The organism is Bacillus sp. OV322, from assembly GCF_900112495.1.
Lineage (GTDB): Bacteria > Bacillota > Bacilli > Bacillales > DSM-1321 > Peribacillus.
In genome coordinates this window covers 632312-655366 of sequence record NZ_FOMA01000001.1, presented here as the reverse complement: position 1 = coordinate 655366, position 23055 = coordinate 632312, and the positions used below count along the sequence as shown (strand labels likewise).

The window sequence follows — 23055 nt, the reverse complement described above, 5'->3', positions numbered from 1 at the left end:
TTTATTCCCCCTCTTTCTGAGATGTTTGCATCATGCTAAGAAATTCATCAAATAAATAGTTGGCATCTTCCGGTCCTGGTGAGGCCTCTGGATGATACTGGACAGTGAATGCAGAAAAATGTTTATGTTTTAATCCTTCTATTGTGCTGTCATTCAATCCGATATGGGTGATTTCAAGCTCTTTCCCTTCAACTGATCTTTCCTGGACTGTATAGCCATGGTTTTGGGAAGTAAGGGAAACCTTTCCTGTTTTTAAGTCTTTGACAGGATGATTCGCCCCTCTATGCCCAAACTTCATTTTTTCTGTATCCGCGCCATTTGCAAGTGCAAAAAGCTGATGGCCAAGACATATTCCAAATAGCGGCACCTTTTGCTGAATGTGTTTAATCATATGGATTGCTTCTGGAACATCTTTTGGATCTCCAGGTCCATTAGAGAGCATCACTCCATCAGGGCTTAAGCTTAGTACTTCTTCAGGTGAAACATTATATGGAACGACAACCACATCACAGTCCCTGTTATTGAGTTCCCGGAGGATTCCGTGCTTCATGCCAAAGTCAACAAGAACCACCCGTTTTCCCCTGCCAGGACTAGGGTATGCCGTCTTAACGGATACCTTTTTCACCTGATCAGCTGAAATCACCGAAGCTTTCAGCTGTTGAAGAGCTTCTTCGGCATTCCGCCCTTCGTTTGAGAAAATACCTTTTAGAGTTCCATGCTTCCGGATCAACCTTGTGAGCTTTCTTGTATCGATGCCGCTGATACCTGGAATATTTTTCCGCTTCAAATATTCGTGCAGTGACATCCCGCTTCTCCAATTCGAGGGGAAATCCTCAGCTTCCCTCACCACTAAACCGGCAACCGCAGGAGAAATCGATTCAAAATCGTCACGATTAATTCCGTAATTCCCAATTAAAGGATAAGTCAGTGTGACAATCTGTCCGCAGTATGACGGATCTGACAAGATTTCCTGATAGCCTGTCATGCTTGTATTGAATACCACTTCGCCGAATCTTTCTGAATCACTTCCGAATGCTTCACCTGTAAAAATGGTTCCATCTTCTAAGATAAGCTGCCGTTTCATCATTTTCCCCCTCCAAGTTCCCACGCTATTTTTCCTGCTGAGATTGTCATGACCGGCCACCCATTGCACATCTTCCCAATGAATGGGGTATTTTTTCCTTTGGAAAGGAAATCCTCGCTCCTGATTTCTTTTTTGTATTCCAGATCAATCAGCACAATGTCTGCCAGCGAGCCTTCTTCAAGCCTGCCATATGGAAGTGAAAAGCTCCCGGCAGGTTTTACGGTCAGGAAATCAATTAGCTCACCAAGGGTAATTACACCTGTTTTAACAAGATTGGTATAAAGTAGCGGAAAAGCTGTCTCAAGGCCTGTAATGCCAAATGGCGCAAGAAGTATGCCTTCTGCTTTTTCTTCAGCTGTGTGCGGTGCATGGTCTGTAGCAATAAAGTCAATGGTACCGTCAAGCAGCCCCTCGAGAAGAGCCTGCTGGTCTTCCCTTCCTCTTAAAGGAGGGTTCATTTTATAGTTAGGGTCAAGTCCGGGAATATCTTCTTCACATAACAGCAGATGGTGGGGAGTCACTTCAGCCGTAACCCGGATTCCTGCCCTTTTTGCATCACGGACCGTCCTTACCGATTCCTTTGTGCTGATGTGGCACACATGGTAATGACAGCCGGCATTTTCCGCCAGTAAAACATCTCTTGCAATATGTACACTTTCACAAACAGAAGGAATACCGGGAATATCGTGTTCAGCTGAGAATGCCCCTTCATGGACGGCCCCTTTATTAATCAATGTATGCTCTTCACAATGGGCAACAATGGACATTCCAAGTTCCCCAGCCCTCTTCATAGCCCTGAGCATCATTCCCGCTTCCTGAATGCCTACACCATCATCGGTGAAGGCAAACGCCCCTGCATTTTTCAATTCTTCAAAATCCGTAAGCTCTTTGCCGGCTTCACGTACCGTAATTGACGCGTAAGGCAGTACCCTGACTGCAGCCGTTTCTTCAATTTTTTTTGCCAGCATTTCCAAATGCTCCGCACTGTCTGGCACCGGTCTTGTATTTGGCATGGCAGCCACTGTTGTAAAACCTCCTCTTGCAGCAGCAAGCGTACCTGTAGCAATTGTTTCTTTTTCCTCCCCGCCAGGCTCCCGCAAGTGCACATGAAGGTCGATAAACCCCGGTGAAATAAACAGTCCTTCTGCATTTATAATTTCAGAACCCTCATCAGGAAGATCGCGGCCAATTTTTGAAATCACTTTACCATCTATTTCGATATCTATTTTCACCAGATTATGATTTTCATCAAGCCATACTCCATTTTTGATCAGTTTTTTCATTGTTAAATCTCCCTTCATTTCGCTCTAATAGTGTCCTTAAAACAGCCATTCTGATAAATACTCCATTTGCCATTTGCTTAAATATCCGGGAACGGCTGCATTCAACTAAGTCACTGTCTATTTCTGCTCCTCTATTGACGGGGGCCGGGTGCATAATGATTGCGCCTTTTTTCATGCTGGACTCTCTCTTTTTGGTGAGCCCATATTGCTGCAGGTAATTCTCCTTCACAAGAAATGATGGTTTTTGATGCCTTTCATGCTGGATTCTCAGCAGCATGACCACGTCGGATGTTTCTATCGCTTCCTCTATTTCCACGTAACTGCTCGCACGATCATCGTTAAACCATTCTTCTGGCCCAGAAAAAACAACCTCTGAACCTAATCGTTTAAGTGCCTCTGCATTTGACCTCGCAACCCGGCTATGTGCAGCGTCTCCAATGATTGAAATCTTCAAGTCTTTAAAACCATGAAACTCTTGTTTGATTGTCATTAAATCCAATAGGGATTGTGTCGGATGATGTCCGCAGCCATCTCCGGCATTGATGATCGAAAGCTTGAGCCTGTCTGCCAGTTCATCAAAGTAATGATCCTTTTCATGCCTGATGACCAGAGCTTGTATGCCAATCGCTTCCAGCGTCCTTGCTGTATCGTACAGGGATTCTCCCTTTAACACACTCGAAGAGCCTGCTTCAAAAGGAATTACATCTAGGCCAAGCTTCCTTTCCGCTGCTTCGAAGCTGCATTTCGTCCTTGTACTGGGTTCAAAAAAAAGATTGCTAATCATCGTCTGGTGTTCCGGCTTCCACTCATCACCTCTTGAAAAACCTTCAGCCAAATTGATGATTTCTTTCATTTCATGAGTGGTTAAGGCATTCATCGTTAATAAATCTTTCATCCAAAACACTCCCCTTTACCGCTTTATCTCAAAAAAAATCCCTGCCATCAAGGCAGGGTGCATATAATAAAAGCCTGTGATGCAGTGAAACTGCACACAGTATGGACTTTTATTGCTACACCCTTATCAGCCTCTCTGGACTTCCTTTAAAAGGTGAATCTCTGTATTTATTTTTTCACATCTATTTCATTCATCCTATACACACATTAAATCAGGAAACTGAACGGCTGCCCTTTTCATCCCGTTCTGCATCCTCAAAAACCTTAACATCCTTTTCTTTTCCCGGGAGAATCAGGTTAAGCACAATTCCGATCAGTGCTGCCAAGGCCATCCCGGAAAGTGAGACGTCTTTATTGAGCTTTACAAAAGCTCCTCCTACCCCAACAACCAGGATCACTGAAGAAATCATTAAATTGCGTTTGCTTTCAAAATCTGTCTTATGATCTACAAGCATTCTTAATCCGCTAGAGGCAATGATGCCAAACAGCAGGATGGAGATGCCTCCCATAACCGCCTGCGGGATGGAGCTGATGACAGCCGATATCTTCCCTACAAAACCAAAGATGACAGCCGTTACAGCAGCGCCGCCAATCACGTAGACACTGAAAGCCCTTGTAATGGCCAAAACTCCGATATTCTCGCCATAAGAGGTCAGCGGCGGGCCCCCTATCAATGAGCCAATTATGATCCCTGCCCCGTCACCCATGATGGAACGGTGAAGGCCCGGTTTTTTGATAAAATCCCTGCCGACTACCTTACTTAAAACCATTTGATGTCCTAGATGTTCAGACAGAGTGACAATGGTCACCGGAAGCATGATAAACACTACCTGCCAGGAAAAATGCGGCGTGTATGTCCCAAAAGGAATCATGAAATCCGGGACTTGAAACCAATGTGCGGCCTTTATTCCGGAAAAATCCACTATTCCTGCAATAACAGATGAGGCATAGCCGGTAATTATTCCGATTAATATGGGGATAATCCCAAAAAATCCTTTGAAGAATACGGAGCTTAAAATGGTCACGGCCAGTGTTATAAGTGCAATGGCTATATGTGTTTTGCTGTAAATCAGCTCACTGGCCGGAGCACCAAAATTTTTATACATGGCCATATTCACGGCAGTTCCCGCAAGACTGAGTCCGATTACGATAATGACGGGTCCCACAACTATTGGCGGAAGAAGCTTCATCAGCCAGCGCAGGCCGGCTTTTTTTATAATGAGGGCAATTAGTCCGTATACCAGGCCGGCTGCAAAACAGCCAATCATGGCCGATTCAGGTCCGCCGGCAGCCTTGGCGGTTATTATCGGGGATATGAATGCAAATGATGATCCCAGATAGGCAGGTATTTGGCCCTTAGTAATCAGCAGATAGGAAAGGGTCCCGAGCCCGCTTGATATTAGGGCAATACCTGGGCTAAGCCCCACTAGAAACGGTACAAGCACCGTTGCTCCAAACATTGCGAATAAATGCTGCAGGCTTAATGTAACCCATTGTCCTGCTTTAGGCACATCCCTTACATCAAGAACGGCCGTTTTTTTCTTTTCTTCCATCATGTAATCCCCCTTATTTTTCAGAAATGAGCCGTTATCTTACAGCCACGGCAGGCATGGACTTTCATTTTTTATTTAATTTGCCAATTCAATGACCTTGCCGGGTTATGCTGTCCCGTATTATTGCATGAAAAAGACCCTCTTTGTATACAAAGAGGGTCCTGCAGACATGCCGGCACCTCCGGCATTGTCTGTTTCTCCCCTTTGTCAGCCTCTCTGGACTGCTCGTTAAAAGGGTATACTATTCAGTTTCAAAAATGCTTACCTGGTCTGTTGCATCTATTTCCTTTAAAGCGACCATAATTTTTTCAGTTTGTGATGTCGGGACGTTTTTCCCCACATAATCAGCTCTGATCGGCAATTCACGATGGCCTCTGTCTATAAGGACTGCCAGCTGTATTTGCGATGGCCTCCCGATATCAACTAGAGCATCCATGGCTGCTCTTACTGTCCTTCCAGTATATAGCACATCGTCAATCACGATTACTTTCTTTTCAGAGATATCGGCAGGAATATCTGAGCCTTTCACCAGCGGATTTCCATCTTCTGTCTTCTTCGTCAAATCATCGCGGTATAAAGTAATATCCAGTTCGCCTACAGCAATTTCTTTTCCCTCAATTTCATAAATTCTTGAGGCAAGTCTATTTGCCAGGAATATCCCGCGAGTCTTTATCCCAATGAGGATGCTGTCTTCTATGCCTTTATTTCTTTCGATTATTTCATGTGCAATCCGGGTCAGCGCTCTGCGAATCGCCTGTTCATCCAGCACTATGGCTTTTTCCTTCATAGCATTTCGCCCCACTTTTACATTCTTTTAGTTTTTTAATACCGCACATGTCCCAGGGAATAAATAAAAATCCCCATGCCTGAGAGGGCATGGGGATTTAAGGCTGGTTATGCTTTGCATAGCCAGGCAATCCGTTTTCCTTGCCAGTCTCTCTGGACTGTTTTAAAGGGTCATATAAGTTATTCTTATATTATATTTTTAATCCCGTTTTGTCAATTGCTTTTTGAAACGTAATCCAGGACTTCCAAAAATTCTTTCGGAAGCGGGGCTTCAAATTCCATATATTCCTTCGTCCTTGGGTGCACAAAACCAAGAAGCCCGGCATGAAGAGCCTGCCCGTTAATATCCAGGGTCTTCCTTATCCCATATTTAGGATCTCCTGCGAGCGGAAAGCCGATGTACTTCATATGCACACGGATTTGGTGTGTTCTTCCTGTTTCAAGCTGGCATTCAACATGTGTAAAAGAATTAAATCTTTCGATAACCCTGAAATGCGTGACAGCATGCTTTGAGTTCTCTTCTGTTACCGTCATGCTCTGCCTGTCTTTTTTATCTCGGCCTATCGGTGCATCAATTGTTCCGTAGTCATGAGGAATCACTCCGTGGACAATTGCCTGATATTTTCTTGTGACCGTTTTATCAACAAGCTGCTGAACAAGATTTTCGTGAGCCATATCATTCTTGGCGACCATAAGCAATCCTGATGTATCCTTGTCAATTCGATGAACAATGCCTGGACGCATAACACCATTGATTCCGGATAAATCAGTACAATGCGCCATCAGGCCATTGACCAGTGTCCCTGTTGTATGGCCTGGTGCAGGATGGACAACCATACCGCTTGGTTTATTCACGACTAGAACATCGGCATCTTCATAATAAATTTCAAGGTTCATTTCTTCAGGCAAAACATCGAGGTTCACAAGATCAGGAATCGTGACAGTGATTTCATCTCCAGGTGATCCTTTATAGTTGGTCTTGACGGCAGATCCGTTAACTGTCACATGTCCTTCCTTTATCCATTGCTGAACCTGTGTTCTTGACCATTCTCCATTTAAAGAGGACAGGACCTTATCAATTCTTTCATTTTTCTGGTTGTCATCCAGGATGTACGTATGTTTATCCATTCTTTTTCTCCTTTGAAAGCTTCTCTTCAAGAAGCATGAAAATAACAAGTAAAATAACCCCTATGCAAAGGGCTGAATCGGCAATATTGAATACCGGAAAATTATAGCCGAAAATATAGGTGTGAATAAAATCGACTACCTCTTTACGGGCTGCCCGGTCAATGAAGTTGCCAATTGCACCTCCAAGCATCAGTCCTAGTGATGCACCCAGTAAAGCGCTCTTTTTTCCCATCTTTTGAATATAGTAAATCAATCCAGCAATCACAGCAAGGGTAATCAGATAGAAGAACCACATTTGCCCCTGCAGAATCCCCCATGCTGCACCGCGGTTTCTGTGTGAAGTGATATAGAAAAAATTCCGGATAATTTCAATGCTGTCTCCATAATTCATTTTTTTCACAATGAGCCATTTTGTCGCCTGATCCAGCGCTATAACAAAAAGGGCCAGTAAGTAATATGGCACAGACAATCCCCCAAACTAAAAAAAGTCTCTATTCTTCTTTTTGAATTGTAGCATACTCTCTGTACATTGCCTAATGAAGATTTCCTGCAAACTCGATTTCCTATTTATAGATGGCTTGCAAGCCGGTTTTATAAATAAAAAGGGGCACGAGCTAAGCCGTGCCCCTCTTCTATGCATTTCTTACATTACTGCTGTGGTTCGTAGTAATCTTTGATGACAGAAGCACATCTTGGGCAAAGTGTAGGATACTCTTCAACCTGGCCCACTTCCTCTGTAACATTCCAGCAGCGTTCACATGTTTCACCTTCAGCTTTTGTCACTGTGATTGTTGCATGCTCCAGACTTAATGCGCCTTCTGGTGCTTTTTCGATGTCGCTTACTTCAAATGCAGAAACGATGAAAAGCTGTTCAAAGCTTTCTTCGATGCTGTTAAGCAGTTGCTTGGTTTTTTCATTCACATAAACTGCAACTTTTGCATTCAGTGATTTTCCGATAATCTTTTTATTGCGGGCTTCTTCGAGTGCTTTTAGCACATCATTGCGAAGATCCATAAAGGCACTCCATTTTTCTTCAAGTGCTTCTGCATTTTCCAAAGTTCTGCCCTCAGGCATTAATGTCAGCTGGACGCTTTCTTCTTCAGCCCCAGGGATATAAGCCCAGACTTCATCTGCTGTATGAGGGAGAATTGGAGATACCAGCTTAGCAAGGCTGACAAGGACTTCATAAAGAACTGTCTGAATCGCCTTCCGTTCTGTTCCGTCTGGTGCCTCACAATATAAAATGTCTTTTGCATAATCCAAGTAAAAAGCGCTCAGATCAAGGGTACAGAAATTATTCACCAAATGATAAATGTTGGCAAATTCGTAATTCTCATAGCCCTGTTTCACTGATGAAATCAGTTTATTTAATTTAACCAGCATATACTGGTCTACTTCCTTAAGGCTTTGCACATCCACTTTATCAGATACAGGATTGAAGCCATCGAGATTTCCTAAAAGGAAGCGGAAGGTATTGCGGATTTTGCGGTAAACCTCAGCCACTTGCTTTAAAATCGGGTCAGAAACACGGACATCTGCCTGGTAATCAACAGAAGCAACCCATAAACGAAGGATATCAGCACCAAGCTGGTTCATTACCTTCTCGGGAACCACTACATTGCCGATTGATTTGCTCATCTTCCTTCCCTCTCCGTCGAGTGCAAAACCGTGGCTTAAAACACCTTTATATGGAGCTTTACCGGTAACAGCAACAGAAGTGGAAAGAGATGAGTTAAACCAGCCTCTGTATTGGTCAGAGCCTTCCAGGTAGAGGTCAGCTGGACGCTTGAGATCGCTTCTTTCTTCAAGAACGGCTTGATGTGAAGATCCCGAATCAAACCAGACATCCATAATATCGGTTTCTTTAGTAAATTCTCCATTAGGGCTGCCGCTGTGAGTGAATCCTTCAGGAAGCAAATCTTTCGCATCACGCTCAAACCAGACATTGGAGCCATGCTCTCTGAACAAGCTTGAGATATGATCAATCGTTTCTTCAGTAATGATTGGATCGCCATTTTCCGCATAAAATACCGGAATAGGCACTCCCCATGCGCGCTGACGGGAAATACACCAGTCCCCGCGGTCACGCACCATATTATAAAGACGGGTTTCCCCCCATGCAGGGACCCATTTTGTATCTTTAACTGCCTGAAGAAGCTCGCCCCGGAAATCTTTAATGGAAGCAAACCATTGCGCTGTTGCCCGGAAGATTGTCGGCTTTTTTGTACGCCAATCATGCGGATAAGAGTGTGTAATAAACTCAAGCTTCAATAGCGCGCCGGTTTCTTTAAGCTTTTCAGTAATCGGCTTGTTTGCTGAATCATAAAATAAACCTGCAAATTCACCTGCTTCTTCTGTCATATATCCTTTTTCATCAACCGGGCAAAGTACATCAAGACCATATTTCTGACCTACGATAAAGTCATCTTCACCATGTCCTGGTGCAGTATGCACACAGCCTGTTCCTGCATCTGTCGTTACGTGTTCACCCAGCATTACAAGTGATTCACGTCCGTAAAGAGGATGCTTAGCAATCACTCTTTCAAGATCTTTTCCTTTTACAGTCTTGATGATTTGAGGATTTTCCCACGGAATTGTCTGTGAAACATTTTCCAGCAAAGCCTCTGCAACAAGGAATTTTTCCTCTCCCACCTGAACCACAACGTAATTCAAGTCAGGGTGTACCGAGATCCCAAGATTGGCAGGGATGGTCCAAGGAGTAGTAGTCCAAATAACAATTTTTGTTCCTTCTTCAACTGCACCTTTGCCGTCGGAAACCTCAAAAGCTACATATATGGAAGCAGATTTCTTATCCTGATATTCAATTTCAGCTTCTGCAAGTGCAGATTCACTTGAAGGAGACCAATAAACTGGCTTGCGGCCTTTATAGATATATCCCTTATTCGCCATTTCACCGAAGACCTTGATTTGCTGTGCCTCATATTCAGGCTTCAAAGTAACATAAGGATTGTTCCAGTCGCCCCGCACTCCAAGACGCTTGAATTGTTCACGCTGATTGTCGATTTGCTGATATGCATACTCTTCGCATAATCTGCGGAACTCAGCCACTGTCATTTCTTTGCGTTTAACACCTTTTTTAGTCAACGCTGTTTCAATTGGCAGACCGTGCGTATCCCATCCTGGAACATATGGGGCATTATAGCCGCTCATGGACTTAAAGCGGACGATAAAATCCTTAAGCACCTTGTTCAGTGCATGGCCCATGTGGATATCACCGTTTGCATATGGAGGTCCGTCATGAAGGATAAACATCGGACGGTCTTTTGTTTTTTCCTGAACCTTGCTGTATATATCCATTTCTTTCCATGATTCTTGCATTTCTGGTTCTCTTTTCGGCAGATTGCCGCGCATCGGAAATTCTGTTTTAGGCATCAATAATGTATTTTTGAATTCCATAATTATTCCTCCATCCTGATTTTCAACTCTGTGAAACAAATACGAAAATTAGCGCAGCACGCAAAAAAAGCCCTCTCATCCCTATGAAAATAGGGACGAGAAAGCTTGCTTCCCGCGGTACCACCCTGGTTAGATATAAGCAGGCTAATTGCTGGCCATACAATACATCCTCTCTAGCATTCGTAACGTGAATGTGACGCCTTGTTTACTTATGCCTTAAGGCAGGTTCGACTTGGAACTCCAGGGTGATTTTCGAATTCTCTTCTATATGGCAGGCTTTCACTATCCCTGTTTCGCTGGTTATAGAATTCAGAGAAATCTACTGTCCCTTTCAACGTGTCGTTTCTTAATTGTGTTGTAAAAAATTATATGCGAAAGCATGGCAATCAGTCAAGTTTTCCTCTACATTTCCTCTTCTTTGGTTAACTCTGCAGCATCTGTCTGATATTCCATCAGGTGATCCCAATCGTCATTATCCAGCAAATCAAGCTGTGCAGCAACAAGCATTTTGAATCTTGTACGGAATACTTTAGACTGTTTTTTCAGTTCCTCTATATCCATTGCAATTTTCCTTGCTTTGGTCAGGGAATCATTTACAATCCTGTCCGCATTTTTTTCTGCTTCTTTTATGATGAGCTTAGCTTCTTTCTGCGCATTCCTTTTCAGCTCTTCCGCTGCTTCCTGCGCTACGAGGATTGATTTATTCAAAGTCCCTTCAATACTAGTGAAGTGGCCCAGGCGGTCATGGACTTCGTTAAGTTTATCCTCGAGCTCTCTTTTCTCCCTCAGGATAATCTCGTAATCTTTTATAATCTGATCAAGAAATTCATTAACTTCATCTTCATCATACCCGCGGAATCCTTTATTGAATTCCTTATTATGTATATCTATCGGGGTTAAGGGCATAGGGCACCTCCAAAACAATTTCTCTTCCTTAGACAGAAGCGATTTATAAGGATAACTTCATTCATCTATTCTACGTTTCGACAAAAGCTTTGTAAATCCTTCTTATGTGTCATTTATTTTTGGCGGCCCACCAGGATTCGCCATTTATCTTTTTTAGTTTTTCCTTCAACCGACAATATCCTTACACGGCCGAATCCCCTTGCTGAAAGGGTATCTCCCTCTTCACAAAGGACCGATGCATTTTCGGTTTCTTTGAAATTGACTTTCACTTTTCCGGAAGAAATAAGAACCTGTGCCTTTTGTCTTGAGAGATTTATAACAGAAGACAAAACGGCATCGAGCCGCATTGAACTGACTGTCACCATCTGCTCCTGCCAGTTTTCCTGCAGGTCCAATATTTGATCCATAGAGATTTTTTGAATGGAGACCGATGACTTCCCAATTCTTTCAAGGTTCATTTCCAGATAGTGGTCGATCTCCTGTGCAGCAAGAAATTGAACAGTTTCTCCCGTAATGAGGATATCTCCAAATTTTTCTCTTTTTAAGCCAATGGACATCAGTGTACCCAAAATTTGCCTGTGTTCCAGGGTAACGAATTTCGCAGGGTAATGTACGGCATACAGGGATACCTGAAAGTCCTCTTCACTTGGAACCAGATATTCGGGATATATCAGCGCTCTTTTTCTCTCTGCATTTATATTGCCTCCAAAAAACTGCAGGCGTGCCTCATCATCCTTGCCTATAAGCGAAGCAAGGATATGCTGCTGTCTTGGATCAAGGAAATCCGTCAGCTTTGGAGAATAAGCAGATTTAACATGCTCTGCCCATCCAAGCGCTGTATCGATAAAGTCCTTTTCCTCTGGCCTGAAATGCTGGTAAATACTCATCGAAGAACCTTTCCCCCATTGTGAATAGCATCTATTTTCTGCTTACAGAACCCAATTAAACAGCTGCAGAAGTCCGCCTCTGGCAAATTGGAGGACGAGCAAGGCTACAATCGGTGAAATATCAATCATGCCGATTGGAGGAATGAATCTTTTGAACGGCTCCAGGTAGGGCTCGCATATTTTCGATAAAAATCGGCCTACCCCAGTTTCATAGGCCTTTGGGAACCATGACATCAAAATGAAGATGACCAGTGCCATGGAATAGAACTCAAATGCATAGTAAATAATTTGCAGCAATACTCCCATTATGATTTACCACCTCGCTTCTTCATACTCCTCTTCCAATGCAAATCCCGTAATATTTCCCGAAACATCGACATTATCAGGGGTACAAAGAAATATATCTGTTCCTATTTTCTGTATATCACCGCTGATGGCATAAACCGTGCCGCTTAGGAAGTCAACAATTCGTTTTGCCTGGTCATGCTGGATTCTCTGCAGGTTTACCACGACAGCACGCCTGTTTTTTAAATGGTCAGCCACTTCCTGTGCTTCCGCATAGGCCCTCGGCTCTAATAAAACGACCTTTGATGATTTCTGGATGCTTTGGAGGCTCACTACATTCTGGCCTGAAGAATGGTTTTGATTAGACTGCGGCTGTTTGGATGATTTTTGTATTCTCGGTTCCTCCATTTCTTCTTCAACCACTTCTTCTCTATACTCGTATTCGTCTTCCAAAGCGAAAAAAGATTTGAATTTCGACATCATTGACATAATTTGCTGACCTCCTTATGAATCTTCGCCAACTAAAGCGGTTCCTATACGAATCATCGTAGCTCCCTCTTCAATGGCTATTTCAAAGTCATTCGACATTCCCATGGACAGTTCCAGACAAGGTGCATGTGCAAACTTCTCTGTAATGATCTCATCCTGCAGATCCTTCAGCTTCCTGAAGCAGCTTCTTATGAAGACATCATCATCTGTCAGTGGTGCCATTGTCATCAGGCCTGCAACAATGATTCGATCATACATTTGAAGCTCCTTTATAAACGGCATGACTTCTTCCGGCTTCAAGCCATGTTTGGATTCTTCACCGGAAACATTGACTTGAACCAGGCACCTGATGGGCTTAGATGATCTCTTTTGTATCTCGGCAGCAAGTGATGTCCTGTCAAGTGAATGAATGTAATCTGCTATATCTATAATACTTTTAACTTTTCTTGTTTGTAGAGAACCAATATAGTGCCAAACTGGCTTGTCCTTTAATACGCTGTACTTGTTCAATAACTCTTCGTCCCTGTTTTCACCTAAATGCATGATTCCTGCTTCGAATGCCTCCTCAGCCCGGGGGATGGAGACATACTTGGTGACAGCTATAATCTGGATATCCCTTCTGCTGCGTCCGCTCCGTTCACAGGCTCCCAATATCTTTTTTTCAATATCTGCAAGCTTATCCTTCACTTTCAATGTTTAACTAATCCTCCTTCCAGCCGATAAAACTCATCAATCGTCCCGTTTTCCCATTATCCCGCCGGTGGGAGAAAAACAGGTCGCTGTCACAGCTGGTACAGTATGAAGATACTTCTATTTGGCTTCCCGGTACACCGGCCTTCATCAAGATGATTTTATTAAGTTCCTTCAAATCAAGCTTGTATTGGCCTTCACTGATTAAATTATATGGCTTTTCGTCATTTTCTTCTAGCAATTTCTGCACTTTGTCCATAACTCTGCTATCTACCTTGTAGCATTCCTTGCATATGGACGGACCGATTACAGCAAATATATCTTCAGGGGAAATGCCTTCTTCCATCCAGGCCTCTGCCATGTTCTTTGCAATCCCGCTGACTGTGCCCTTCCAGCCTGCATGTGCGGCCCCGATCATTCCATGTTTTGGCGCAATGAAGTAAAGGGGCACACAGTCCGCAAAGCAAAGGGTCAAAAGGATATTTTTGTCCCGCGTATAAAAACCGTCTGTCCTTTTAAAACTTGATTCATATTCAGCCGCGCCCTTGCCTGCATCCTCTGGCTTGGCCTTTATCAAAGCTGTTTCATGTGTCTGCTCTGCACCTATCCAGCGGGATAAAGGAAAATCGATCTGCCGGGCCAGGATGCGCCGGTTGGCGGCTGTATCCTCCGCATCCTCTCCCACATGAAACCCCATATTCAGACTTTGGAAATGACCTTTGCCAGCACCGCCGTTTTTTGTCGTAAAGCCAGCAATTAAACCCGGATGCTGGCTATTCCATGATTCTATTGTAAAGCTTTGCTGATTTTTTAATTGAAAGGGTTCATGCATCCTATTCTACCTCATCATTTTTTCTATAGTGTAACATATGATGGGTGGGAGCACCCTATAAAAAGACAAATTTCCGCTAAGAATGGATGCTTTCTTTGAATGTATTATGATAATCGACAAGAATGACATCTGCGCCGATTTTCTTGATTTTCCTCCAAGGAATAATTAAGTCCTGCTCTCTCCCGAAAAACCCCATTAATTTCCCGGAATTCGACACAATAATAGCTTCAATCGCCCCTGTGTCGACATTAATTTCAAGGTCAGACATATTGCCCAGCTTCTTGCCGTCTGAGATATTGACAATATCCTTTATTTGAAAATCGGAAATCCTTACCAAATGCAATCAGCTCCCCCATGATACTTTTATAAAATATATGTAAGGATTGACCTGACAATGTGGGTTAAAAAAATTTTAAACACCAAAAACCTGTTTTCGTTTATTAGCGAAAAAAAACTGCCGCAAAGCAGATAAGGCAGGAACCAGGTTTAGATGCCCTGAACGTGCCCCATATGCTTCGTCAACAGTTTATTGCTGAATATTTTTATTCATTTGCTTTATAGCCGCCTTCTCCAAACGGGAGACCTGGGCCTGGGATATGCCGATTTCATCAGCCACTTCCATTTGTGTTTTGCCCTGGAAAAATCGTTTGCGCAGTATCATTTTTTCGCGCTCATTTAACCTTCTCATGCCTTCATTCAAAGCTATTTCATCAATCCAATTACTGTCCCTGTTTTTCTCATCACTTAACTGATCGAGCACATAGATGGGATCTCCCCCGTCATTGTAAATAGGTTCAAACAGGGAAACAGGGTCTTGAATGGCATCCAGTGCAAAAACGATTTCCTCATGAGACACGTCAAGCTCTTTTGCTATTTCTTCTGCTGTTGGTTCTCTTAGTGTCTGGCTCATGAGTTTTTCCTTGACCTGAAGTGCTTTATAAGCGATATCCCTCAAAGAGCGCGAAACCCTGATAGGGTTATTATCCCGAAGATACCTTCTTATTTCTCCAATGATCATCGGTACGGCATAAGTGGAGAATTTGACATTTTGGCCTAAATCAAAGTTATCAATTGATTTCATTAATCCTATACAGCCCACCTGAAATAGATCATCTACAAATTCTCCCCGATTATTAAAGCGCTGAATGACGCTTAATACGAGTCTAAGATTTCCGTTTACCAGTTTTTCTCTTGCTGAGATGTCGCCATCTTGCATTTCTCTAAAGAGTTTTCTCATTTCATCGTTTTTCAAAACCGGTAATTTAGATGTATCAACACCGCAGATTTCCACTTTATTACGAGACAAATTATTCCCTCCTCACAGGAGCTGCTGTACAAAAATCAGTATTTCCGCGGGAAGGAAAAATATGCACATGCCGATATAACAATATTTCTTCATTCAGGCAAATTTCTTAGCCAAACCATTGATAAGTATAGCTTTTAGAACATAAAATTTTTTCCTGCAGCAATGGGCCGGCAGCACCCTGCCCGAAGACTTTCCTCCTTGGAGCAAGAAAAAAACTTCCCTGAGGAAGTTTCACACTATACCATCTTATTAAATTCCTTTCTTAGCCTTTTGATAATCCGCTTCTCAAGCCTAGAGATATAGGATTGGGAGATGCCAAGCATATCTGCCACATCCTTTTGGGTTTTCTCCTCGCCTCCTGCCAGCCCAAAACGCAGCTCCATGATTTGCTTTTCCCTGTCTGACAGCTGAGTAAGTGCTTTAGTAAGCAGCTTTCTGTCCACGTTTGCTTCGAGATCTTTCGTAATAATGTCCTCATCCGTTCCCAGTACATCGGAAAGTAGCAGCTCATTTCCATCCCAGTCAATATTAAGAGGCTCATCGAATGAAACCTCCGAACGGATTTTATTATTTCTTCGCAGGTACATTAGAATTTCATTTTCAATGCATCGGGAGGCATATGTAGCTAATTTGATTTTCTTTTCCGGATTAAATGTATTAACGGCTTTAATCAGTCCAATTGTTCCGATGCTGATGAGATCCTCAATATTTATTCCAGTGTTTTCAAACTTTCTGGCAATATAAACAACGAGTCTTAGATTACGTTCAATCAGCATGGCTCTTGCTGTTTCATCCCCCTTAGGCAGCTTGTGTATCAAAATAGCCTCTTCCTCTTTTGTAAGAGGCGGAGGCAATGCCTCGCTTCCCCCTATGTAAAATATTTCATCTGTTTTCAGACCAAGTTTCATCAGCAGCTTATACCAATAATAAGTAATACGAAGGATAATTTTTTTCAAAATGATTCTCCCTTCTATTTCGATCTGGAATCGAGTATAAATATTTATTATGCCAGCAGGTCAAGAGACATTTTGGATAGGTATGCCCGTCAGCATCTTCGGGTGGATAATACACTGGTAGCTTCCGTCTGAAGAAAGTTCCTGAAAAGCAAAAGACACTAGGCCATTTTTGTACTGAAATGTTTTATCTCCTTGGAAAATTTTTATTTCATCCGGTTTAACGGCAATCAATAGCTGATGATCTTTCCCAACCACCTTGGCAGGTATGATTTTTATCCTGTCTTCCCATGAATAAGAGATGGGCGCCTGGTTTTCCAAAAAAACCTGCGGATTCCGAAACAGTTCAAGCATATCTGCAGGCAGCCTGCTTTCTAAGTCTGTCAAGGAGACAATCATGACAGGCGCCCTGGAAATCGGATCATACAACTGATTTCCGCTGTCAATCAAGCCCTTTAGACTGCAGTGGAAATCCTTGATTTTAATCGAAACTTCCGCCATTTGCTCGTATGCAATCTGCGTCATTTCAATGTTCCCGATGGCACGCTTAGAAAACTGCCATGCGATCGGAAAGCCAAATACCACAAACATCCAGCTCATAGGGTCCCCAAATCTATTGATGCCCTGGTATCTCTCAGGATGCATTGATAAAATATGTGACTGAAAGAAATAGTGCAGTCCAAGCAGTATTCCTCCTGAAAGAAACGTTACAAGATAAAGAGTCATAAGTGCTTTAAGCAAGACATTGAACCTGTTAAAGCCAAATACAGCAAGTACCATAAAAACGGAAAACAAAAGCTTCATATAGACTTTATCCGCAAGTAGGTGAAACGGGGTAAATGCCAAAATTATGATCAATGATCCAATCAGACCTCCAAGGCCAATTCTCCAGGGGGCAGGCCTTTTTTTCAGAAGGACGGCTGACCAATATAAGAGAAGGCAGTCAAAGAACCAATTCAACAGCCAGATAACGTCTAAGTATAACGCCAGATATACCCCCTCCTTAATTACTGCCGCATTTGATTCATTTGAACAAAGTATAACCCAGCTTCTCCATTGAAGTGTGTCACTTTTTGTACAGGAAACTTAAGAGTTTTTTACACATTTTTTCATTTTTTGTTGAAAGGACACTATTAAAATACTTATATTCATAGCCCGTCCATTTTATGTCTGGCCATTAACCATGATTAGCCAGCAGAGCCCGGCAAGAACCTGAATTCCTATGAAACAATGACAATCACCTCAATAAGCGGCAAGAGAAATAATTCCTGACATAAAAAAAGCCATCCCTTTAATTTCAAGGAATGGCTTTTTAAAAAAATTATCTTCTTCTGTTTCTGTTTCGAAGGAAGGTTGGAATGTCCAAAGCTTCCTCTGCCTGATTTTGATTGTTGTTTCTTGCAGGCTGTTCAGTCTGCTCTTTTCTTTCTGGCTCTCTTTTCATGGTTCCAGCAGGTCTTGATTGCTGCTGCTGCCCGAAAGAAGGGCGCATAGCATTTGGCCGTGCTTGGACTTCCACTTCATTAAAGCCTGTGGCAATCACAGTGACAACGATTTCGTCCTTCAGGTTTTCATTAATGACCGATCCGAAAATCATATTAACATCCTGATCTGAAGCTGTTGCAACGATATCAGCTGCCTCCTGAACCTCAAACAGGCTCAGATTGGTTCCGCCCGTAATATTCATTAATACGCCTTGCGCTCCATCGATAGAGGTTTCCAAAAGCGGGCTGGAGATTGCCTTCTTTGCTGCTTCTGCCGCGCGATTTTCTCCTGAAGAGATACCGATGCCCATCAGAGCAGATCCCTTATTGCTCATAATGGTTTTTACATCAGCGAAATCCAGGTTGATTAAACCAGGAACAGCAATCAGGTCAGAGATGCCCTGAACACCCTGGCGGAGAACATTATCCGCCTCGCGGAATGCTTCGAGCATTGGAGTGCTTTTATCAACAATCTCAAGAAGCCGGTCGTTCGGAATGACAATCAGTGTATCTACTGATTCCTTCATGGAAGAAATTCCGCCTTGTGCCTGTGTGGAGCGTTTGCGTCCTTCAAATGTGAAAGGACGTGTTACAACGCCAACAGTCAATGCTCCAAGATCTTTAGCGATTTGTGCAATGACTGGAGCAGCTCCTGTTCCAGTTCCTCCGCCCATGCCTGCAGTGACAAAGACCATATCTGCTCCGCGGAGAGCTTCCTCAATTTGTTCCTTGCTTTCTTCAGCCGCCTTTTTCCCTACTTCAGGATTTGCGCCTGCACCGAGGCCCCTGGTAAGCTTTCCGCCGATTTGCATTTTAATTTCTGCTTTTGATAGATTGAGAGCCTGGGCATCCGTATTGACTGAAATGAATTCCACTCCCTGTACGCCGTGCTCGATCATCCGGTTAACTGCGTTATTTCCTCCGCCGCCTACCCCAATGACTTTTATTGTAGCTAATTGCTCTAAATTAGAATCAAACTCTAGCATGACAATCCTCCTATTTTGACGAAATCCCGTATATCCGTATTTATTCGATATTATTCAAAAAAGTAACCTAGTATTTTTTTGAACTTAGATTCACCTTTTTCTGCCTGTTTCTTTTCAGTCCGCTCCTTTGGAGGCTGCGGCTGCTGCTTTTGGGGGCGGGCTTCATTTTTTTCATAAACGGCCCCTCCCGCTGCAACAGGAGTTTTTGAGGTGTTTTTTTGCATTCTTGCTTTTTTGCATGCGAATTTGATCAGACCGACTGCTGTTGTATACTGCGGCTCCCGGACCCCGATATAGTTTGGCTCTGCAGTCCGAACCCGATTTTGGAAAACATACTGTGCAAGCTCAAGGACCCCAGGCATTTTCACAACACCGCCTGTCAGCACAAAACCTCCCGGAACATCCTGATAGCCAAGCCGGCTTAAGTCCTCTTGGATAAGATCAAATATTTCAGTCATCCTTGCTTCAATGATTTCTGAAATCATAAGCTGGTTGCAAGGCTGCTGCTGGTCACTTCCGATAATCGGAATATTGAACACTTCATCCTCTGAGGCATCATCATAAAAGGCATGTCCATGTTTAATCTTAATTTTCTCTGCATCTTCAGTAGTCGTGCGGAGTACGATGGAAAGATCCTTGGTGATGGTTTCTCCGCCTATAGGGATGACAGAGGCATATCTAAGGTACCCTTGTTCAAAGATAGACAGAGTAGTAGAACCTCCGCCAATATCCACAAGCGCTACACCCAATTCCTTTTCGTCTTTTGAAAGGACAAGTGAACCTGCTGCAAGCGGCTGAAGTGCTATGTCAGTAATTTCCAACCCAGCTTTCTCAACACATCTTAACGAATTATGTAGTATAGTCCGCAATCCGGTAATCAATATTCCCCGCATTTCCAGGCGCACACCGATCATGCCTCTGGGATCACTGATTTCGTCCAGTTCATCAACTTTGTAATGAATCGGCAATACATCTATGATTTCCCTATCGGAAGGGATGGTCACCAATTCTGCCGCTTCTCTTACACGCTGAACATCATGCTCTGTTATTTCTTTATTTTCGCTTGATACAGCCACTACCCCATGGCAAGGCTCAAGCAATACATGATTTCCGCTTATTCCGACAACTACATTTTTAATTTCCATTCCTATCATTCTTTCGGCCTGTTCCACTGCACGCTGAATGGATTGCACCGTTTCATCTATATCAACGATTGAACCCTTTTTTAAACCATCAGATTTAACATTGCCTACTCCAATTATGTTTAACGAGTCATTGACCATTTCCCCAATGATAACTTTTACACTGGATGTACCGATGTCAAGACTTACATAAATTTCATTGCTGCTCATTCCATGGCACCTCCTTCAATATTGAACGTTTTCAGCTGATTATATACCGGTTCTTTTTTATATTAAAATACTTATAGAGTAAAGGATAGTATACTTGTCTGCAAATTACTACCAAAAATATAAAAAAAGGAGCTGACTGTTCTTGCCTTCTGGCATTTCATGCCTTTTTTCTCCTGTTAAGGGCAATCTATTTCTGTCTTTTCAATCGTTATACATTACTTTATTATTCGTCACTCAGTGTCTATTCCCTTTTAAAATTTCAACTTTTTATGATTTTTATATTAAGAAACAGCAATAGAATTCTAATATGGGAAACAAGGCTTCCATCTCCCTCCATGCTATGCGGGAGGCTACATACAAGTCTACACCAAGAAGTACGCCTAGAAAAGCTAAACTTGCCCTTTCCAGGATAAAGAAATATGCCCTGCAAAACTTTCCTGCTGATTTCTTCAGATGCAAGGCCCATTCACAGAGCCTCCCCCGCTCCCGAAGTTTCCGCCTGCAGAAGCTGATCCGCCATGAGCAATGGAGCTTCAGCTTCATCAGCAAAGGGCATCTTACCCCATGCCCCCATGCAGTTAGCATGTTTTAATCATGGTACTAAGCTATATAGCCCTAGTTTCCGCTGCTATCATCCCCGGTGCCATCAGTCTGTCCCGGAGTCTTATAAGCCTTGAAAAAAGATCCAACTTCAAGATCAATAACTCCCTTGACGTTTTTATTCAACTGGCTGACAATTGCGGGATAATGTACCATTTTATCTGAAAGCGTTGTGCTTGTCGCACTAACTTCAAAACCGTCATTCATATACATTGTAATATGATATTCGTCAGTTTTCGTCGGATCATCATGGATTTCCGATATAGAATTCCTGATTACCTGCGGAAGCTTTTCAAGCTCTGACAGCAGTTTATTCAAAGCTTTCCCCTCGGAAAAATCTATAAGAACAGGCGCGTATACAGGGATTTCCTTCTTTTTTAACGGCGGAAGAATCTTGCCGTTCTCCATGACCGGATAAAATAAATGATCCTTTGAAATGTATGCAATGCGTTCAAATTCGGAAACATTGATTTTCACGGTGTTCGGGAAAACGGAAGAAATCTTCACTGTATCTATTTCCGGATACTTTTTTATTAGGGCAGTGGTACTTTTTTTATCAATATTCCAAATGCTTGTATCATTTGATAGCTTGCTTGACTTTATGATTTTCTCTGAAGCAATATAGCGATTGCCATCAACTTTAATGGTTCGAATATGGCTTAAAGGAGAAAGAAAATATAATATGCAGGCGACGAGAATGAAAAAAGCAGCAAGCAGCGAAATCAGCCTTCTATTTGCTTTTCTTTTTCTCAGTTGTTTAAGCTTGGGGATGCGGTCTTCAATGGAAATAATTTTCCCGTTCTCCATCCCTCTCACCTCTTCCTGAAACCAATAGACTCTTTATCAACCGGCTTGTCTTGTTAAGAAATCCGAACAGAAAACGCCTGAAAACCAGGGTTTTTCCAGATAAATTATAACATATGCTAAAAAATGAAAATATGGATTTTTCTATTTCCGGCCGATAATTTCAACTTCTGTTTCCATTTCCACTCCGTATTTCTCACGCACTGTATCCTTTACATGCTGAATAAGGGCCAGCACATCTTCAGCACGACCATTGCCGGCATTTACAATGAAGTTTCCATGCATTTCCGATATCTGAGCACCACCGATAGAATGCCCTTTTAGTCCGGCCTCCTGGACCAGGCGGCCTGCATGATGGGGAAGCGGATTTCTGAAAATGCTTCCGGCACAGGGAAGATTATATGGCTGGGTATCTTTGCGGTAGTTTTTATTCTGCTGCATTCTTTCGGTGATTACTTCTTTATTTCCTTCAGTTAATTCAAAGACAGCCTGGATGACAATGCCTGGTCTTTTTTTCTGAAGAACCGATGTGCGGTAGGAAAACTCCATTTCCTCGCGTGTAAGCCAGGAAAAAGTGCCATCTTCAAATAAAACGTATGCCTTTTTCAGGATATTGGAAATATCCGAACCATGGGCTCCTGCATTCATATAAACGGCCCCGCCGACTGAACCGGGAATGCCGCTCGCAAATTCGAGGCCAGCCAATCCTTTTTTACTGATTTGTACAGAAAGGCTGACAAGCGAAAAACCAGCGCCAACGGTAATTTCAGTCCCGTCTATCTCTAGAGAATCCAGGCCTTTTCCAAGCTTAATAACTGCTCCTTCTATTCCTTCGTCAGAGACAAGCAGATTAGAGCCCCTTCCAATTGCACGCCACTCCATATGATGTTCCTTTATGACCTTCATAGCATTTTCAAGATTTTCAACGGATGACGGCTCGATAAATAAATCCGCAGGGCCGCCAATTTTCATCGTTGTATGGTTAGAAAGCGGTTCATTTTCAAGTACCTTTCCAACCTGCATTTCCTTTAGCTGTTCAGCTGCTTCTCTCATTGTAATCCTCCTGCAATTGTCTCAAATAATTTTATCGTATTCCACATAGCTTCCATGGGTTCATCTTTTACTTAAGGCACCCTGCTTTGCGGGTCATGCTCCTTTTCACTGCCGGTTTATTTTTGCACCGTGCAATTAAAGCTGCCCGCTGATCCGCCATTGTACACCGGCCAGCAGGATTTTCCTCGTGACACCTTAATTTTTATGACCAGACATTTTAACATATCATTAATGCAGCTGTCATTGTTAATTATATGTATATAAAGGATAGGACCGCCCGCAG

Annotated in this window: 22 protein-coding genes; all 22 read right to left on the bottom strand. The window is 42.9% G+C overall.

Annotated features, from left to right (window positions below):
* Window position 1: 1 nt before the first annotated feature.
* Window positions 2-1084: a carbamoyl phosphate synthase small subunit gene (locus BM126_RS03280; RefSeq protein ID WP_090988409.1), complete on the bottom strand. Its 1083-nt coding sequence runs from the start codon at window positions 1082-1084 to the stop codon at window positions 2-4.
* Window positions 1084-2367, bottom strand: a complete 1284-nt coding sequence (locus BM126_RS03275; protein WP_090988076.1) for a dihydroorotase — start codon at window positions 2365-2367, stop codon at window positions 1084-1086. The genes BM126_RS03280 and BM126_RS03275 overlap by 1 nt, the downstream gene beginning before the upstream one ends.
* Window positions 2333-3262 (bottom strand): aspartate carbamoyltransferase catalytic subunit, encoded by a 930-nt coding sequence (locus tag BM126_RS03270; RefSeq protein ID WP_090988073.1) that lies wholly within the window; start codon window positions 3260-3262, stop codon window positions 2333-2335. The genes BM126_RS03275 and BM126_RS03270 overlap by 35 nt, the downstream gene beginning before the upstream one ends.
* 211 nt (window positions 3263-3473) lie before the next feature.
* The gene (locus BM126_RS03265) at window positions 3474-4814 is read right to left on the bottom strand and encodes a solute carrier family 23 protein (RefSeq protein WP_090988071.1); all 1341 of its coding nucleotides are present in this window, start codon (window positions 4812-4814) and stop codon (window positions 3474-3476) included.
* 241 nt (window positions 4815-5055) lie between these two features.
* Window positions 5056-5601 (bottom strand): bifunctional pyr operon transcriptional regulator/uracil phosphoribosyltransferase PyrR, encoded by a 546-nt coding sequence (pyrR, locus tag BM126_RS03260; protein ID WP_071349433.1) that lies wholly within the window; start codon window positions 5599-5601, stop codon window positions 5056-5058.
* A gap of 212 nt (window positions 5602-5813) precedes the next feature.
* Complete coding sequence (locus BM126_RS03255; protein WP_090988069.1) at window positions 5814-6728, bottom strand: RluA family pseudouridine synthase; 915 nt, start codon at window positions 6726-6728, stop codon at window positions 5814-5816.
* Complete coding sequence (lspA, locus tag BM126_RS03250; protein ID WP_090988067.1) at window positions 6721-7191, bottom strand: signal peptidase II; 471 nt, start codon at window positions 7189-7191, stop codon at window positions 6721-6723. Before lspA ends, BM126_RS03255 begins: the two co-directional genes overlap by 8 nt.
* Before the next feature lie 185 nt (window positions 7192-7376).
* Window positions 7377-10145: an isoleucine--tRNA ligase gene (gene ileS, locus BM126_RS03245; RefSeq protein ID WP_090988065.1), complete on the bottom strand. Its 2769-nt coding sequence runs from the start codon at window positions 10143-10145 to the stop codon at window positions 7377-7379.
* A 402-nt stretch (window positions 10146-10547) separates the two neighbouring features.
* Entirely contained in the window at window positions 10548-11051 is a 504-nt protein-coding gene (locus tag BM126_RS03240) for a DivIVA domain-containing protein (RefSeq protein ID WP_090988064.1), read from the bottom strand.
* A 113-nt stretch (window positions 11052-11164) separates the two neighbouring features.
* Window positions 11165-11938: a YlmH family RNA-binding protein gene (locus BM126_RS03235; RefSeq protein ID WP_090988062.1), complete on the bottom strand. Its 774-nt coding sequence runs from the start codon at window positions 11936-11938 to the stop codon at window positions 11165-11167.
* Window positions 11939-11980: 42 nt separating this feature from the next.
* Window positions 11981-12244 carry a YggT family protein gene (locus BM126_RS03230; RefSeq protein WP_090988059.1) on the bottom strand — a complete coding sequence of 88 codons (264 nt, stop codon included), beginning with the start codon at window positions 12242-12244 and terminating at the stop codon, window positions 11981-11983.
* A gap of 6 nt (window positions 12245-12250) precedes the next feature.
* Entirely contained in the window at window positions 12251-12712 is a 462-nt protein-coding gene (locus BM126_RS03225; RefSeq protein ID WP_090988057.1) for a cell division protein SepF, read from the bottom strand.
* Window positions 12713-12727: 15 nt separating this feature from the next.
* Entirely contained in the window at window positions 12728-13405 is a 678-nt protein-coding gene (locus tag BM126_RS03220; RefSeq protein WP_090988055.1) for a YggS family pyridoxal phosphate-dependent enzyme, read from the bottom strand.
* A 7-nt stretch (window positions 13406-13412) separates the two neighbouring features.
* A complete protein-coding gene (gene pgeF / locus BM126_RS03215) occupies window positions 13413-14234 on the bottom strand; it encodes a peptidoglycan editing factor PgeF (RefSeq protein ID WP_090988053.1) in 822 nt (273 codons plus the stop codon).
* A 76-nt stretch (window positions 14235-14310) separates the two neighbouring features.
* Complete coding sequence (locus BM126_RS03210) at window positions 14311-14571, bottom strand: YlmC/YmxH family sporulation protein (RefSeq protein WP_071349564.1); 261 nt, start codon at window positions 14569-14571, stop codon at window positions 14311-14313.
* A 189-nt stretch (window positions 14572-14760) separates the two neighbouring features.
* Window positions 14761-15540 (bottom strand): RNA polymerase sporulation sigma factor SigG, encoded by a 780-nt coding sequence (gene sigG, locus BM126_RS03205; protein ID WP_071349424.1) that lies wholly within the window; start codon window positions 15538-15540, stop codon window positions 14761-14763.
* 236 nt (window positions 15541-15776) lie between these two features.
* Window positions 15777-16496, bottom strand: coding sequence for an RNA polymerase sporulation sigma factor SigE (gene sigE, locus BM126_RS03200; protein ID WP_090988051.1), 720 nt, complete (start codon window positions 16494-16496; stop codon window positions 15777-15779).
* 60 nt (window positions 16497-16556) lie between these two features.
* Complete coding sequence (gene spoIIGA / locus BM126_RS03195; protein WP_256212974.1) at window positions 16557-17483, bottom strand: sigma-E processing peptidase SpoIIGA; 927 nt, start codon at window positions 17481-17483, stop codon at window positions 16557-16559.
* Window positions 17484-17814: 331 nt separating this feature from the next.
* On the bottom strand, window positions 17815-18963 hold the full coding sequence (gene ftsZ, locus BM126_RS03190) for a cell division protein FtsZ (RefSeq protein ID WP_071349422.1): 1149 nt from the start codon (window positions 18961-18963) through the stop codon (window positions 17815-17817).
* Window positions 18964-19013: 50 nt separating this feature from the next.
* Window positions 19014-20315 (bottom strand): cell division protein FtsA, encoded by a 1302-nt coding sequence (gene ftsA, locus BM126_RS03185; protein WP_071349421.1) that lies wholly within the window; start codon window positions 20313-20315, stop codon window positions 19014-19016.
* Between the two features lie 615 nt (window positions 20316-20930).
* Window positions 20931-21722, bottom strand: a complete 792-nt coding sequence (locus BM126_RS03175) for a cell division protein FtsQ/DivIB (protein ID WP_090988045.1) — start codon at window positions 21720-21722, stop codon at window positions 20931-20933.
* A 141-nt stretch (window positions 21723-21863) separates the two neighbouring features.
* Entirely contained in the window at window positions 21864-22772 is a 909-nt protein-coding gene (gene murB / locus BM126_RS03170; protein ID WP_090988043.1) for a UDP-N-acetylmuramate dehydrogenase, read from the bottom strand.
* Window positions 22773-23055 lie beyond the last annotated feature (283 nt).

Coding starts and splice junctions, on each gene's coding strand:
- pgeF (WP_090988053.1), bottom strand. CDS start 14,234: ATGCATGAACCCTTTCAATTAAAAAATCAGCAAAGCTTTACAATAGAA.
- BM126_RS03230 (WP_090988059.1), bottom strand. CDS start 12,244: ATGGGAGTATTGCTGCAAATTATTTACTATGCATTTGAGTTCTATTCC.
- BM126_RS03175 (WP_090988045.1), bottom strand. CDS start 21,722: ATGGAGAACGGGAAAATTATTTCCATTGAAGACCGCATCCCCAAGCTT.
- BM126_RS03225 (WP_090988057.1), bottom strand. CDS start 12,712: ATGTCAATGATGTCGAAATTCAAATCTTTTTTCGCTTTGGAAGACGAA.
- BM126_RS03235 (WP_090988062.1), bottom strand. CDS start 11,938: ATGAGTATTTACCAGCATTTCAGGCCAGAGGAAAAGGACTTTATCGAT.
- BM126_RS03270 (WP_090988073.1), bottom strand. CDS start 3,262: ATGAAAGATTTATTAACGATGAATGCCTTAACCACTCATGAAATGAAA.
- ileS (WP_090988065.1), bottom strand. CDS start 10,145: ATGGAATTCAAAAATACATTATTGATGCCTAAAACAGAATTTCCGATG.
- ftsA (WP_071349421.1), bottom strand. CDS start 20,315: ATGAGCAGCAATGAAATTTATGTAAGTCTTGACATCGGTACATCCAGT.
- BM126_RS03240 (WP_090988064.1), bottom strand. CDS start 11,051: ATGCCCTTAACCCCGATAGATATACATAATAAGGAATTCAATAAAGGA.
- murB (WP_090988043.1), bottom strand. CDS start 22,772: ATGAGAGAAGCAGCTGAACAGCTAAAGGAAATGCAGGTTGGAAAGGTA.
- BM126_RS03275 (WP_090988076.1), bottom strand. CDS start 2,367: ATGAAAAAACTGATCAAAAATGGAGTATGGCTTGATGAAAATCATAAT.
- ftsZ (WP_071349422.1), bottom strand. CDS start 18,963: ATGCTAGAGTTTGATTCTAATTTAGAGCAATTAGCTACAATAAAAGTC.
- pyrR (WP_071349433.1), bottom strand. CDS start 5,601: ATGAAGGAAAAAGCCATAGTGCTGGATGAACAGGCGATTCGCAGAGCG.
- BM126_RS03280 (WP_090988409.1), bottom strand. CDS start 1,084: ATGAAACGGCAGCTTATCTTAGAAGATGGAACCATTTTTACAGGTGAA.
- BM126_RS03255 (WP_090988069.1), bottom strand. CDS start 6,728: ATGGATAAACATACGTACATCCTGGATGACAACCAGAAAAATGAAAGA.
- BM126_RS03265 (WP_090988071.1), bottom strand. CDS start 4,814: ATGGAAGAAAAGAAAAAAACGGCCGTTCTTGATGTAAGGGATGTGCCT.